This window comes from Moritella viscosa (assembly GCF_900120065.1).
Lineage (GTDB): Bacteria > Pseudomonadota > Gammaproteobacteria > Enterobacterales > Moritellaceae > Moritella > Moritella viscosa.
This window is the reverse complement of the sequence record NZ_FPLG01000090.1, coordinates 1-13,068: the sequence shown is the minus strand read 5'-3', so window position 1 is coordinate 13,068 and position 13,068 is coordinate 1. Positions and strand designations below refer to the sequence as shown.

General features: G+C 42.4%; 26 protein-coding genes. All 26 read left to right on the top strand.

The window, feature by feature from the left end:
- The first annotated feature begins 10 nt into the window (after nt 1–10).
- The 26 genes from rplD to rplQ all read left to right on the top strand — a co-directional run bounded on the left by rplD (nt 11) and on the right by rplQ (nt 12,644).
- Nucleotides 11–616 (top strand): 50S ribosomal protein L4, encoded by a 606-nt coding sequence (gene rplD / locus BT797_RS13050; RefSeq protein WP_019442261.1) that lies wholly within the window; start codon nt 11–13, stop codon nt 614–616.
- Complete coding sequence (gene rplW / locus BT797_RS13045; RefSeq protein WP_019442262.1) at nt 613–912, top strand: 50S ribosomal protein L23; 300 nt, start codon at nt 613–615, stop codon at nt 910–912. The genes rplD and rplW overlap by 4 nt, the downstream gene beginning before the upstream one ends.
- An 18-nt stretch (nt 913–930) precedes the next feature.
- A complete protein-coding gene (gene rplB / locus BT797_RS13040; protein WP_045112217.1) occupies nt 931–1,758 on the top strand; it encodes a 50S ribosomal protein L2 in 828 nt (275 codons plus the stop codon).
- A gap of 18 nt (nt 1,759–1,776) precedes the next feature.
- On the top strand, nt 1,777–2,055 hold the full coding sequence (rpsS, locus tag BT797_RS13035) for a 30S ribosomal protein S19 (RefSeq protein ID WP_019442264.1): 279 nt from the start codon (nt 1,777–1,779) through the stop codon (nt 2,053–2,055).
- Nucleotides 2,056–2,065: 10 nt separating this feature from the next.
- Nucleotides 2,066–2,398, top strand: coding sequence for a 50S ribosomal protein L22 (gene rplV / locus BT797_RS13030; RefSeq protein ID WP_045112216.1), 333 nt, complete (start codon nt 2,066–2,068; stop codon nt 2,396–2,398).
- Between the two features lie 17 nt (nt 2,399–2,415).
- Nucleotides 2,416–3,120, top strand: coding sequence for a 30S ribosomal protein S3 (gene rpsC / locus BT797_RS13025; protein ID WP_019442266.1), 705 nt, complete (start codon nt 2,416–2,418; stop codon nt 3,118–3,120).
- A gap of 11 nt (nt 3,121–3,131) precedes the next feature.
- Nucleotides 3,132–3,542: a 50S ribosomal protein L16 gene (rplP, locus tag BT797_RS13020; RefSeq protein ID WP_019442267.1), complete on the top strand. Its 411-nt coding sequence runs from the start codon at nt 3,132–3,134 to the stop codon at nt 3,540–3,542.
- The gene (gene rpmC, locus BT797_RS13015; protein WP_006034643.1) at nt 3,542–3,733 is read left to right on the top strand and encodes a 50S ribosomal protein L29; all 192 of its coding nucleotides are present in this window, start codon (nt 3,542–3,544) and stop codon (nt 3,731–3,733) included. Before rplP ends, rpmC begins: the two co-directional genes overlap by 1 nt.
- Nucleotide 3,734: 1 nt before the next feature.
- Entirely contained in the window at nt 3,735–3,980 is a 246-nt protein-coding gene (gene rpsQ / locus BT797_RS13010; protein ID WP_045112215.1) for a 30S ribosomal protein S17, read from the top strand.
- A gap of 181 nt (nt 3,981–4,161) precedes the next feature.
- Nucleotides 4,162–4,530: a 50S ribosomal protein L14 gene (rplN, locus tag BT797_RS13005; protein ID WP_019442269.1), complete on the top strand. Its 369-nt coding sequence runs from the start codon at nt 4,162–4,164 to the stop codon at nt 4,528–4,530.
- An 11-nt stretch (nt 4,531–4,541) separates the two neighbouring features.
- Nucleotides 4,542–4,853: a 50S ribosomal protein L24 gene (rplX, locus tag BT797_RS13000; RefSeq protein ID WP_045112214.1), complete on the top strand. Its 312-nt coding sequence runs from the start codon at nt 4,542–4,544 to the stop codon at nt 4,851–4,853.
- Between the two features lie 12 nt (nt 4,854–4,865).
- Nucleotides 4,866–5,405 carry a 50S ribosomal protein L5 gene (rplE, locus tag BT797_RS12995; protein ID WP_045112213.1) on the top strand — a complete coding sequence of 180 codons (540 nt, stop codon included), beginning with the start codon at nt 4,866–4,868 and terminating at the stop codon, nt 5,403–5,405.
- A 9-nt stretch (nt 5,406–5,414) separates the two neighbouring features.
- Nucleotides 5,415–5,720 carry a 30S ribosomal protein S14 gene (gene rpsN, locus BT797_RS12990; protein WP_045112212.1) on the top strand — a complete coding sequence of 102 codons (306 nt, stop codon included), beginning with the start codon at nt 5,415–5,417 and terminating at the stop codon, nt 5,718–5,720.
- 26 nt (nt 5,721–5,746) lie between these two features.
- Nucleotides 5,747–6,139: a 30S ribosomal protein S8 gene (rpsH, locus tag BT797_RS12985; protein WP_045112211.1), complete on the top strand. Its 393-nt coding sequence runs from the start codon at nt 5,747–5,749 to the stop codon at nt 6,137–6,139.
- Between the two features lie 10 nt (nt 6,140–6,149).
- Nucleotides 6,150–6,683, top strand: a complete 534-nt coding sequence (gene rplF / locus BT797_RS12980) for a 50S ribosomal protein L6 (protein WP_045112210.1) — start codon at nt 6,150–6,152, stop codon at nt 6,681–6,683.
- A gap of 9 nt (nt 6,684–6,692) precedes the next feature.
- Nucleotides 6,693–7,043: a 50S ribosomal protein L18 gene (gene rplR, locus BT797_RS12975; protein ID WP_045112209.1), complete on the top strand. Its 351-nt coding sequence runs from the start codon at nt 6,693–6,695 to the stop codon at nt 7,041–7,043.
- Between the two features lie 14 nt (nt 7,044–7,057).
- The gene (rpsE, locus tag BT797_RS12970; protein ID WP_017223599.1) at nt 7,058–7,558 is read left to right on the top strand and encodes a 30S ribosomal protein S5; all 501 of its coding nucleotides are present in this window, start codon (nt 7,058–7,060) and stop codon (nt 7,556–7,558) included.
- 6 nt (nt 7,559–7,564) lie between these two features.
- The gene (gene rpmD, locus BT797_RS12965; RefSeq protein ID WP_045112208.1) at nt 7,565–7,744 is read left to right on the top strand and encodes a 50S ribosomal protein L30; all 180 of its coding nucleotides are present in this window, start codon (nt 7,565–7,567) and stop codon (nt 7,742–7,744) included.
- On the top strand, nt 7,744–8,178 hold the full coding sequence (rplO, locus tag BT797_RS12960) for a 50S ribosomal protein L15 (protein ID WP_045112207.1): 435 nt from the start codon (nt 7,744–7,746) through the stop codon (nt 8,176–8,178). Before rpmD ends, rplO begins: the two co-directional genes overlap by 1 nt.
- A gap of 5 nt (nt 8,179–8,183) precedes the next feature.
- Nucleotides 8,184–9,509 (top strand): preprotein translocase subunit SecY, encoded by a 1,326-nt coding sequence (secY, locus tag BT797_RS12955; protein WP_045112206.1) that lies wholly within the window; start codon nt 8,184–8,186, stop codon nt 9,507–9,509.
- A gap of 40 nt (nt 9,510–9,549) precedes the next feature.
- Nucleotides 9,550–9,663, top strand: coding sequence for a 50S ribosomal protein L36 (rpmJ, locus tag BT797_RS12950; RefSeq protein ID WP_045112205.1), 114 nt, complete (start codon nt 9,550–9,552; stop codon nt 9,661–9,663).
- Nucleotides 9,664–9,799: 136 nt separating this feature from the next.
- On the top strand, nt 9,800–10,156 hold the full coding sequence (rpsM, locus tag BT797_RS12945; protein WP_045112204.1) for a 30S ribosomal protein S13: 357 nt from the start codon (nt 9,800–9,802) through the stop codon (nt 10,154–10,156).
- A 13-nt stretch (nt 10,157–10,169) separates the two neighbouring features.
- Nucleotides 10,170–10,559: a 30S ribosomal protein S11 gene (gene rpsK, locus BT797_RS12940; protein ID WP_017223604.1), complete on the top strand. Its 390-nt coding sequence runs from the start codon at nt 10,170–10,172 to the stop codon at nt 10,557–10,559.
- Between the two features lie 27 nt (nt 10,560–10,586).
- Nucleotides 10,587–11,207 (top strand): 30S ribosomal protein S4, encoded by a 621-nt coding sequence (gene rpsD, locus BT797_RS12935; RefSeq protein WP_045112203.1) that lies wholly within the window; start codon nt 10,587–10,589, stop codon nt 11,205–11,207.
- Between the two features lie 26 nt (nt 11,208–11,233).
- Nucleotides 11,234–12,220, top strand: a complete 987-nt coding sequence (locus BT797_RS12930) for a DNA-directed RNA polymerase subunit alpha (RefSeq protein WP_045112202.1) — start codon at nt 11,234–11,236, stop codon at nt 12,218–12,220.
- 40 nt (nt 12,221–12,260) lie between these two features.
- On the top strand, nt 12,261–12,644 hold the full coding sequence (gene rplQ / locus BT797_RS12925; protein WP_019442281.1) for a 50S ribosomal protein L17: 384 nt from the start codon (nt 12,261–12,263) through the stop codon (nt 12,642–12,644).
- Nucleotides 12,645–13,068 lie beyond the last annotated feature (424 nt).

The following is a 13,068-nucleotide window of genomic DNA, read 5'->3' as shown; positions in this document are numbered from 1 at the left end:
GGAATTAGTAATGGAATTGATATTGAAAGACGCACAAGGTGCTCTTGAAGTTTCAGAAACTACCTTCGGACGTGAGTTTAATGAAGCTCTGGTTCACCAGGTAGTTACAGCGTATGCTGCTGGCGCGCGTCAAGGTACTCGTGCACAGAAAAACCGTTCTGACGTTGCAGGTGGTGGTAAAAAACCATGGCGTCAAAAAGGTACTGGTCGTGCTCGTGCAGGTACTGCAAGCAGCCCGATCTGGCGTAAAGGTGGTGTAACTTTTGCTGCGCGTCCACAGGACCACAGCCAAAAAGTTAACACTAAGATGTACCGTGGAGCGATCAAAAGCATCCTTTCTGAATTGGTACGTCAAGAGCGTCTTATTGTTGTTGAGCAGTTCGCTGTTGAAACACCTAAGACTAAAGAATTAGTTGCTAAACTGAAAGACTTCGATCTGAACGACGTTCTAATCGTAGGTGCTGAAGTTGATGAGAACTTATTCTTAGCTGCTCGTAACCTTTACAAAGTTGATGTTCGTGATGTTGCTGGTATTGATCCAGTTAGCCTTATCGCATTCAACAAAGTTGTTATGACTGCTGCTGCAGTTAAGCAGATTGAGGAGAACTTAAAATGATCAGTGAAGAACGTTTATTGAAAGTTATCCTAGCGCCACATATCTCTGAAAAGAGCACTATGTCTGCTGAAAACAACAACACAATCGTTTTCAAGGTTGCACTAGATGCAACTAAAGCTGAAATTAAAGCAGCTATTGCAAAACTTTTTGAAGTTGAAGTTAAAAATGTAAGCACATTGGTACTGAAAGGTAAAACTAAGCGCACTGGCGCTCGTTTTGGCCGTCGTTCAGACATCAAAAAAGCTTACGTTACTCTAGCTGACGGCGCTGACATCGATTTCGGCAGTGCTGAATAATCAAGGGGATTCTGAATAATGGCTATTGTTAAGTGTAAGCCTACTTCTCCAGGTCGTCGCCACCTTGTTAAGGTAGTGAACCCGGATTTGCATAAAGGCAAACCACATGCTCCACTTTTAGAGAAAAAATCTAAATCTGGTGGCCGTAATAATAACGGTCGTATTACTGTTCGTCATCACGGCGGCGGTCATAAGCAACATTACCGTATCATTGACTTAAAACGTAATGATAAAGATGGTATCCCTGCAACTGTTGAGCGTTTGGAATATGATCCAAACCGTTCTGCAAACATTGCACTTGCTCTTTACGCAGATGGTGAACGTCGTTACGTTCTAGCTGCTAAAGGTATGCAAGCTGGTGATACTATTGTTTCTGGTGTTGATGCAGCTATTAAAGCTGGTAACACATTACCAATGCGTAACATCCCAGTAGGTACAACTGTACACGCTGTGGAAATGAAGCCAGGTAAAGGTGCTCAAATTGCACGTTCTGCTGGTACATACGTACAAATCATTGCTCGTGATAACTCATACGTTACTCTACGTCTTCGCTCTGGCGAAATGCGTAAAGTATTAGTTGATTGTCGTGCAACGATTGGTGAAGTTGGTAACGCAGAACACATGCTTCGCCAACTTGGTAAAGCTGGTGCTAGCCGCTGGCGCGGTGTTCGCCCAACAGTACGTGGTGTTGTAATGAACCCTGTTGATCACCCACACGGTGGTGGTGAAGGTCGTACTTCTGGTGGCCGTCATCCGGTATCACCTTGGGGTATGCCAACTAAGGGTTACAAAACTCGTAAGAACAAGCGTACTGATAAACTTATCGTACGTCGTCGCAACAAGTAATTTTATAGAGGTATCACCATGCCACGTTCTCTCAAGAAGGGTCCTTTCATAGACCTACACTTGCTGAAGAAGGTAGAGAAAGCGGTGGAAAGCGGGGAAAAAAAACCAGTTAAGACTTGGTCCCGTCGTTCTATGATCATTCCAAATATGATTGGTCTGACCATCGCTGTCCATAATGGTCGTCAACATGTACCAGTTTTCGTTACTGACGAAATGATTGGTCATAAGTTAGGCGAATTCGCACCGACTCGTACTTATCGCGGCCATGCTGCAGATAAGAAAGCTAAAAAGCGTTAGGAGAAATTAGATGGAAGCATTAGCTAAACACCGTTTCGCCTCAGGCTCTCCACAGAAAGCACGTTTGGTCATTGACCTTATTCGTGGTTTACCAGTGGATAAAGCTCTTGAAGTTTTAACTTTCAGCACTAAAAAAGCTGCTGTACAAGTTAAAAAAGTTCTTGAGTCAGCTATCGCAAACGCTGAACACAACGAAGGTGCGGATATTGATGAGTTAGTAGTAGCTACAGCGTTTGTTGACGCCGGTCCTACTATGAAGCGTATCATGCCACGTGCTAAAGGTCGTGCAGATCGCATCTTGAAGCGTACTAGCCACATCACAATTGTTGTAGCAACACGCTAAGAGACTAGGAGAAAACAATGGGTCAGAAAGTTCATCCAAATGGTATTCGCCTAGGTATCACCAAGCAGTTTAACTCTACTTGGTTTGCGAATACTAAAGACTTCGCCGACAATTTGTACGGTGATTTCGAAGTACGTCAGTTCCTTACTAAGAAACTGAAAAATGCATCTGTTTCACGTATCGTTATCGAACGTCCAGCGAAAAGCATCCGTGTGACTATTCACACTGCTCGTCCTGGTGTTGTTATCGGTAAGAAAGGCGAAGACGTAGAAAAACTACGTAATGCTATCGCTAAGATGACTGGTACTTCTGCACAAATCAATATCGCAGAAATCCGTAAGCCTGAACTAGATGCTAAATTAGTAGCTGAAGGTATCGCTTCTCAACTTGAACGTCGTGTTATGTTCCGTCGCGCTATGAAGCGTGCAGTACAAAATGCAATGCGTTTAGGTGCTAAGGGTATTAAAGTTCAAGTTAGCGGTCGTTTAGGCGGCGCAGAAATCGCTCGTGCTGAATGGTATCGTGAAGGCCGTGTGCCTCTACATACACTTCGTGCAGATATCGATTACTCAACTGCAGAAGCTCTTACAACTTACGGCATCATTGGTGTGAAAGTTTGGATCTTTAAAGGTGAAGTTCTAGGTAAGTTACCACTTACTCAAGAAGTTGAAGCACCTTCGAAGCCTAAACGTCGCAGTCGTGGCCCTAAAGCTGCTAAATAGGAGACTCTGATATGTTGCAACCAAAACGCATGAAGTTCCGCAAAATGCATAAAGGCCGTAACCGCGGTCTTGCAAAAGGCGGAAACGTAACTTTCGGCGAATTCGGTCTTAAAGCTACTGGTCGTGGTCGAATTACTGCTCGTCAAATCGAAGCAGCACGTCGTGCTATGACTCGTCACGTTAAGCGTCAAGGTCAAATCTGGATCCGTGTGTTCCCAGACAAGCCGATTACACAAAAGCCGCTTGAAGTACGTCAAGGTAAAGGTAAAGGTAGCGTTGAATATTGGGTTTGCCAAGTACAACCTGGCAAAATCCTTTATGAAATGGCTGGAGTTCCTGAAGAATTGGCACGTGAAGCATTCAGCCTAGCTGATGCGAAACTTCCAATTTCTACAACTTTCGTAACTAAGACGGTAATGTAATGAACGCTAGCGAACTTAAACAAAAAAATGTTGAAGAGCTAAACGCTGAGTTACTTAACCTACTACGTGAGCAATTTAACTTACGTATGCAGTTAAGTACTGGCCAACTAGCACAAACGCATTTAATCAAAAATGTACGTCGCGATATCGCGCGTGTTAAGACCATCCTGAACGAAAAGGCGGGTGTATAATATGAGCACTATTCGTACTGTACAGGGTCGTGTTGTTAGCAACAAAGGTGATAAAACTATCGTTGTTGCAGTAGAACGTAAAGTGAAACATCCGTTATACGGTAAGTTCATCAAGCGTACTACTAAACTACACGCACATGATGAGAACAACGAATGTCAACTAAATGATGTTGTAACTATTCGTGAAACTCGTCCAGTGTCTAAGCTTAAAACTTGGACATTAGTAGAAGTATTAGTAAAAGCTTAATTTTAAGTTTATACTGAGTTCTACATTATATATAACGGCTCCTCTTATGGGGTCGTTTGTTTTTTAGTCGATTCCCGTTGCTTTTTTCAAAGCCGTGGTGTTATAATGCGCCACCTCTTGAGATAGAGGGGAGCCGTTTAGTTCATGTTGGACTAAGTGGAATTATTGCGGAGCACTAATAATGATCCAAATGCAGTCTACGTTGGACGTAGCCGATAACTCAGGCGCACGTCGCGTTCAGTGTATCAAGGTCCTAGGTGGTTCGCACCGCCGCTATGCACGTGTTGGTGACATCATCAAAGTTACAGTGAAGGAAGCAATTCCTCGCGGTAAAGTAAAAAAAGGTGATGTTCTAAACGCAGTGGTTGTGCGTACTAGGTCAGCAATCCGTCGTACAGACGGTGCAGCTATCCGTTTCGACCGTAACGCAGCTGTTATGCTTAATGCTAACGGCGCGCCGATCGGTACTCGTATCTTTGGCCCAGTTACTCGTGAACTACGTACTGATCAGTTCATGAAAATCGTATCTCTGGCACCAGAAGTACTATAAAGGAACGAAAAATGGCAGCTAAAATTTTAAAAAATGATGAAGTTATCGTTGTTGCAGGTAAAGATGCTGGTAAACAAGGCAAAGTTACTGAAGTAAGAGCAGACGGTAAAATATTCGTTGAAGGCGTTAATCTTATCAAGAAACACCAAAAGCCAAACCCACAATTGGGTGTAGCTGGCGGTATTGTTGAGAAAGAAGCAGCTTTAGACGCATCAAACGTGGCACTATTCAACCCTGCAACAAGCAAGGCTGATCGTGTCGGTTTCCGATTTGAAGACGGCAAAAAAGTTCGTTTCTTCAAATCTACTAATGAACTTGTTTAATTGGAGTTAACTGTGGCGAAACTGCATGAATACTACAAAGAGACGGTAGCGTCTGAACTTAAAACTAAGTTCGGCTATAAATCTATCATGCAAGTCCCTCGGATTGAAAAGATCACCCTTAACATGGGTGTGGGCGAAGCAATCAATGATAAAAAAGTATTAGAAAATGCTGCTGCTGATATGGCTGCAATTTCTGGTCAAAAACCATTGATTACTAAAGCTCGTAAATCCGTTGCTGGCTTTAAGATCCGTGAAGGATATCCTATTGGTTGTAAAGTTACCCTACGTGGTGAGCGTATGTGGGAATTCTTTGAGCGCCTAATCGGCATCTCAATTCCACGTATCCGCGATTTCCGTGGCCTGAACCCTAAATCGTTCGATGGTCGTGGTAACTATAGTATGGGTGTTCGCGAGCAAATCATCTTCCCAGAAATCGATTACGATAAAATCGATAAAATTCGTGGTATGGATATTACTATCACTACTACTGCGAAATCTGATGAAGAAGGTCACGCTCTGCTGACTGCCTTTAATTTCCCATTCCGTAAGTAAGGTAGGGTCATGGCTAAGCAATCAATGAAAGCGCGCGACGTAAAACGCGCGAAGCTAGTAAAAAAATACGCTGAGAAACGTGCTGAATTAAAAGCAATCATCTCTGGTGTAAATACTTCAGACGAAGATCGTTGGAATGCAGTTCTTAAATTGCAATCGTTACCTCGTGATTCTAGTGAAAGTCGTCAGCGTAATCGCTGTAACATCACTGGCCGCCCTCATGGCTACCTACGTAAGTTCGGCTTAAGCCGTATCAAACTACGTGAGCACATGATGCGTGGTGAAGTTCCAGGTCTTAAAAAGGCTAGTTGGTAAGTCACTAATTTCGGGAGTATACGAAAATGAGCATGCAAGATCCTATTGCGGATATGCTAACACGCATCCGTAACGGTCAGTCAGCCTCTAAGGTTGCAGTTAAAATGCCTTGTTCTAAGCAAAAAGTTGCATTAGCAGCTGTGCTTAAAGAAGAAGGTTACATTAATGGTTACGCTGTTTCAGGTGAAGTGAAAGCTGAACTTGAAGTGTCTTTGAAGTATTTCGAAGGCAAAAACGTAATCGAAAAAATTGAGCGCGTTAGTCGCCCAGGTTTACGCATCTACAAAGGAAGTAATGATCTTCCAAAAGTGATGGGTGGCTTAGGTGTTGCTATCGTTTCTACTTCTAAAGGCATGATGTCTGACCGTGCAGCTCGTAAAGCTGGCATCGGTGGCGAGATCATCTGCTACGTTTCTTAAGGGGTTATATATGTCTCGTGTTGCTAAAGCACCCGTTGCCATCCCTGCAGGCGTAGAGATCTCTCTAAATGGTCAGGAAATCACTGTTAAAGGCGCTAAAGGCTCTTTAACTGCTGTTGTTAATTCATCTGTTGTTCTTACGATCGCTGATGAAAAAGTATCTTTTGGTCCTGTTGAAGGCGTAAAAGATGCTTGGGCTCAAGCTGGTACAGCTCGTGCTAACGTTAATAACATGGTTAAAGGTGTAGCTGAAGGTTTTACTAAAACTCTTCAACTAAATGGTGTTGGTTACCGTGCAAACGTTAAAGGTTCTGATGTGAACCTAACGTTAGGTTTCTCACATCCTGTAGTTTATAACCTTCCAGAAGGTATTACTGCAGTTTGCCCAAGCCAAACTGAAATTGTTATTACTGGCGCTGACAAACAGTCTGTTGGTCAAGTTGCAGCTAACATTCGTGCATTCCGTCCGCCTGAACCTTATAAAGGTAAAGGTGTTCGTTATTCTGATGAAGTTGTGCGTCGTAAAGAAGCCAAGAAAAAGTAGGGTAATACTATGGATAAGAAATCTGCACGTCTTCGTCGCGCAACTCGCGCACGTAAGAAAATGCAAGAATTGGGTGCTACACGTTTAGTGGTTAATCGCACTCCAAGCCATACTTATGCACAGGTTATTACACCGAATGCGGAAGTATTGGTTTCTGCTACAACAACAGAAAAAGCAGTTCGTGAAATGATCAGCTATGGTGGTAACGTTGAAGCAGCTAAAGTAATCGGTAAACTGATTGCTGAGCGAGCTATCGAAAAAGGCGTTACTAAAATTGCTTTCGATCGTTCAGGTTTCCAATATCACGGTCGTGTTGCAGCACTAGCTGACGCCGCTCGTGAAGCTGGCCTTCAGTTCTAAGGCAGGAGTAGGAAATGTCTAAAGTTGAAAACCAAACCGGTGATCTGCAAGAGAAATTAATTGCAGTAAACCGTGTTTCAAAAGTTGTTAAAGGTGGTCGTATCTTCAGTTTCACTGCTCTTACAGTAGTGGGTGACGGTAACGGTCGCGTTGGTTTTGGTTATGGTAAAGCACGTGAAGTTCCAGCTGCTATTCAAAAAGCAATGGAAAAAGCGAAACGCAATATCGTAAGCATTGAGCTAAATGGTGTGACTCTTCAACATCCAGTTAAGGGTCGTCATTCTGGTTCTAAAGTATTCATGCGTCCAGCATCAGCTGGTACAGGTATCATTGCCGGCGGTGCAATGCGTGCAGTACTAGAAGTTGTAGGCATCCATGACGTACTTTCTAAATGTTACGGTTCTACTAACCCAATTAACGTTGTACGAGCTACAATTGGCGCGCTTACTGGTATGTCATCACCAGAACAAATCGCAGCTAAACGTGGTCTACCTGTTAAAGAAATTCTGGGGTAATAAACCATGGCTAAAATTAAAGTAACTCAAACTAAAAGTGCAATCGGTCGTTTACCTAAACACCGTGCGACACTTGTTGGTTTAGGCCTTCGTAAAATCAACCACACTGTTGAATTGGAAGATACAGCATGTGTACGTGGTATGATTAATAAAGTAGCTTACATGATTAAAGTGGAGGAAGCGTAATGTTTTTAAATACTTTATCTCCAGCAGCTGGTTCTAAGCCAAGCGCTAAACGTGTAGGCCGCGGTATCGGTTCTGGTCTAGGCAAAACTTGTGGTCGTGGTCACAAAGGTCAAAAATCTCGCTCAGGCGGCGGTATTCGACCTGGTTTTGAAGGCGGTCAAATGCCTTTGAAACAACGTCTACCTAAATTCGGTTTCACTTCACGTAAGCAGCTAGTAACAGCTGAAGTACGTTTAAATGAAATCGCTAAAGTTGAAGGTGATGTTGTTGATTTAAACACGCTTAAAGCAGCTGGTCTTGTTACTAAAAACATCCAGTTTGTTAAAGTTGTTTTATCTGGTGAAATCACTCGACCAGTTACTATTCGTGGCATTAAAGCTACGAAAGGTGCTGTTGAAGCGATTGTTGCTGCAGGCGGTCAAATCGAAGGATAGTACAAATGGCTAAAAAACCAGGATTGGATACGAATAAATCGCAAGGTGGCTTATCAGAATTGAAAAGTCGTTTATGGTTCGTGTTAGGGGCAATTATTGTCTTCCGCGCAGGATCTTTTGTTCCTATTCCTGGTATTGATGCCTCTGTACTTGCTACGCTGTTTGATTCGCAAAAGGGTACCATCTTAGAAATGTTTAACATGTTCTCTGGTGGTGCGCTTGAGCGAGCGTCTATTTTTGCGTTGGGTATTATGCCGTATATTTCGGCCTCTATTATCATTCAGTTATTAACTGTTGTTAATCCTACACTTGCCGAATTGAAAAAAGACGGCGATGCAGGACGACGTAAAATTAGCCAGTATACCCGTTATGGAACATTGTTCTTAGGTACTTTCCAAGCTATTGGTATTGCAAAAGGCTTACCTAACATGGTTGATGGACTTGTCCACAATCCAGGGTTAAGTTTTTACTTTACTGCAGTAGTAAGTTTAGTAACTGGTACTATGTTCTTAATGTGGTTAGGTGAACAAATTACCGAACGCGGTATTGGTAATGGTATCTCAATATTAATTTTTGCAGGTATTGTTGCTGGTATGCCGCCAGCTATCGGACAAACGGTTGAGCAGGTTATCGATGGTAACCTTCACGGTCTGTTATTGTTAGTGTTAGCTGGTGTTGTTTTTGCTGTTACATACTTTGTTGTATTTGTAGAGCGCGGTCAGCGTAGAATTGTGGTAAACTACGCAAAACGCCAACAAGGACGACGTGTTTTTGCAGCTCAAAGCACGCATTTACCGTTAAAGCTTAATATGGCCGGTGTTATTCCAGCTATTTTTGCTTCGAGTATAATTTTGTTTCCTGGAACGCTTGCACAATGGTTCGGTCAGAATGAAGGTTTATCTTTTCTTACTGACATTTCCTTGGCTCTACAGCCAGGACAACCTTTGTATGTAATGCTTTATGCAGCAGCAATTATCTTCTTCTGTTTCTTCTATACTGCGTTGGTATTTAACCCACGTGAAACGGCAGATAACTTGAAGAAGAGCGGGGCGTTCATCCCAGGTATTAGACCAGGCGAACAAACTTCAAGGTATATAGACAAAGTAATGTCACGATTAACTCTAGCGGGTTCTTTGTATATTACATTCATTTGTCTTGTACCATTGTTCATGACACAAGCTATGGGTGTGCAGTTCTATTTCGGTGGAACGTCATTACTTATTATGGTTGTGGTAATCATGGACTTTATGGCTCAAGTTCAGACCCATATGATGTCTCATCAATATGGTGACGTACTTAAGAAAGCTAATTTAAAAGGCTACGGTCGCTAAATTAGTTTGAGCATGTCCTATAACAGTTACGGAGTAAGAAATGAAAGTTCGTGCATCTGTTAAAAAGATTTGTCGTAATTGCAAAGTGATCAAACGTCACGGTGTAATTCGTATAATCTGTGTTGAACCAAAGCATAAACAACGCCAAGGTTAAACAGTTTTAGAAGCTTGGGCTAGATTTGTTAATCTATTCCCAAGTTTCTATTGCAATACATCTCTCTTCTGAGTATCCTTACGGGCTTTTCGAAGAGAGCAAAATTTTTTTTTAAACCCTTAAGTGGAGTGGTATAGTGGCCCGTATAGCCGGCATTAACATTCCTGATCAAAAGCATACAGTCATTGCCCTGACTGGTGTTTTCGGTATTGGTGCAACACGTGCGAAAGCAATCTGTGCTGCAACTGGTATCGCTGAAACAGCTAAGATCAGAGAGCTAGAAGAAGCTCAACTAGAACTTCTTCGCGAAGAAGTAGGTAAATACACTGTAGAAGGTGACCTACGTCGTGAAGTAAGTATGAATATCAAGCGTCTGATGGACCTCGGTTGTTACCGTGGTATTCGTCACCGTCGCAGCTTACCTCTACGTGGTCAACGCACTAAAACAAATGCGCGCACCCGTAAAGGTCCGCGTAAAGCTATCAAGAAATAGGAGCTGACGAGTAATGGCTAAAACCCCAACTCGCGCTCGTAAGCGCGTTAAAAAGCAAGTTGCTGACGGTATTGCACACGTTCATGCTTCTTTCAATAACACTATTGTGACAATCACAGATCGCCAAGGTAATGCTTTATCTTGGGCAACTGCAGGCGGCTCAGGCTTCCGTGGTTCTCGTAAGTCAACTCCATTCGCTGCGCAGGTTGCTGCTGAGCGTGCTGGTGAAATGGCTAAAGAGTACGGTCTGAAAAACTTAGAAGTTATGGTTAAGGGCCCTGGTCCTGGTCGTGAATCTTCTATTCGTGCATTGAATGCGATTGGTTATAAAATTACTAACATCACTGATGTTACACCAATCCCTCACAATGGTTGTCGTCCACCTAAAAAGCGTCGCGTATAACGTTTTTAGGAATATTGGAGAAAGAACATGGCTAGATATTTGGGCCCAAAGCTCAAGCTTAGTCGTCGTGAAGGTACAGATCTTTTCTTGAAAAGTGGCGTACGTGCGATTGAATCTAAGTGTAAAATTGATAACGCACCTGGTGTACACGGTGCTCGTAAACCTCGTCTATCTGACTACGGTTTACAACTACGTGAAAAGCAAAAAGTTCGTCGTATGTACGGTGTACTTGAAAAGCAATTCCGTAACTTATATAAAGAAGCTGCTCGTCTGAAAGGCAACACTGGTGAAAACCTACTTGCTTTATTAGAAGGCCGTCTAGATAACGTTGTTTATCGTATGGGCTTTGGTTCAACTCGTGCGGAATCGCGCCAGTTAGTAAGCCACAAAGCAATCGTTGTAAACGGTAAAGTTGTAAATATCCCTTCTTACAAAGTGAAAGTTAACGATACAGTTAGCATTCGCGAGAAGGCTAAGAAGCAAGCTCGTATCGCTTCAGCTCTTGAAATTTCAGAGCAGCGTGAGAAAGCATCTTGGGTTGAAGTTGACAGTAAGACACTTGAAGGCGTTTTCAAACGTGTTCCTGAACGTTCTGATCTGTCTGCAGACATCAACGAACAGCTTATTGTTGAACTTTACTCTAAGTAAGGTTAACTTCATAAGAGAGGACATACATGCAGGGTTCTGTAACAGAATTTCTAAGACCAAGACTTGTTGATATTGAGCAAATTAGCTCAACACGTGCCAAGGTAACACTTGAACCGTTAGAGCGTGGCTTTGGTCACACTCTTGGTAACGCTTTACGTCGTATTCTACTTTCTTCTATGCCAGGTTGTGCTGTAACAGAAGTTGAGATCGATGGCGTACTCCACGAGTACAGTAGTAAAGAAGGTGTTCAAGAAGATGTTCTTGAAATTCTTCTTAACTTGAAAGGTCTTGCAATCAAACTTGAAGGCAAAGACGAAGCGCTATTAACGTTAACTAAGTCAGGTACAGGTCCTGTATTGGCAGGTGACATCACACATGATGGTGATGTTGAGATTATAAATCCAGAACACGTGATTTGTAATTTAACCGGTCAAGCAGATATCAGTATGCGTATTCGTGTTGCAAAAGGTCGTGGTTACGTACCTGCTTCTGCACGTGTTCATGCTGATGATGAAGAGCGCCCTATCGGTCGTTTGCTTGTTGATGCTGCATTCAGCCCTGTAAGCCGTATCGCTTACAATGTTGAATCTGCTCGTGTAGAGCAACGTACTAACCTTGATAAGTTAGTAATCGATATGGAAACTGATGGAACATTAGATCCTGAAGAAGCTATTCGTCGTTCTGCTACAATTCTGGCTGAACAGCTTGATGCTTTCGTTGATCTTCGTGATGTAACGGAACCAGAGCAGAAAGAAGAGAAACCAGAGTTCGATCCGATACTGCTACGTCCTGTTGATGATTTAGAACTTACTGTTCGTTCAGCTAACTGCCTAAAAGCAGAAGCGATTCACTATATTGGTGATCTTGTTCAGCGTACTGAGGTTGAGTTACTTAAAACGCCTAACCTTGGTAAGAAATCTTTAACTGAAATTAAAGATGTTCTAGCTTCACGTGGTCTTTCTCTAGGTATGCGCCTAGAAAACTGGCCGCCTGCAAGTATTGCGGACGAATAGTAAACACTAGTCAAAAGATTTTTGTAAGAAGGATAAGTTCATGCGCCATCGTAAGAGTGGTCGTCAACTAAATCGTAACAGTAGCCACCGTCAGGCTATGTTCCGTAATATGGCATGTTCTTTAGTTAGCCACGAGATCATTAAAACGACTCTGCCTAAAGCTAAAGAATTACGTCGTGTAGTTGAGCCTCTAATTACACTTGCTAAAACGGATAGCGTAGCTAACCGTCGTCTAGCATTTGCTCGTACCCGCAGCGATGAAGTTGTAGGTAAACTATTTAAAGAATTAGGCCCACGTTTCGAAAACCGTTCAGGCGGTTATACTCGAATCTTAAAATGTGGTCTACGTACTGGCGATAAAGCTCCTATGGCTTACATCGAACTAGTAGATCGTCCAGCTGTTGAAGCTGCTGACGAAGAATAGTATTAGAAGCCAGAGCTCACGCTCTGGCTTTTTTATTGCTCTTAATTATCATCTGAATAATTCCTAATTCCTAATTCCTAATTCCTAATTCCTAATTCCTAATTCCTAATTCCTAATTCCTAATTCCTAATTCCTCCTAGATTTTTTTCTGATGTTGAAAATAACTTTCTTCTTATTCGTTAATACCGATAATTTAAAAATGTCTCTTATTTTTGTTTACTGAATACTCTTTTGTAGTAATAGACAGCATTTAAACTGATTATTAACGGGTTTCATTTGTTTTTGTCTGGTATACACCTAGATTGTTCGCTTTTTGATCTCATTCTGTTTTTTTAATATTTATTGTAATTAACGCTTGCCAATGTGATCTATATCTCTATAATGCGACCTCACTGACACGGCAGCAGCCGCTCAGTATGCTCTT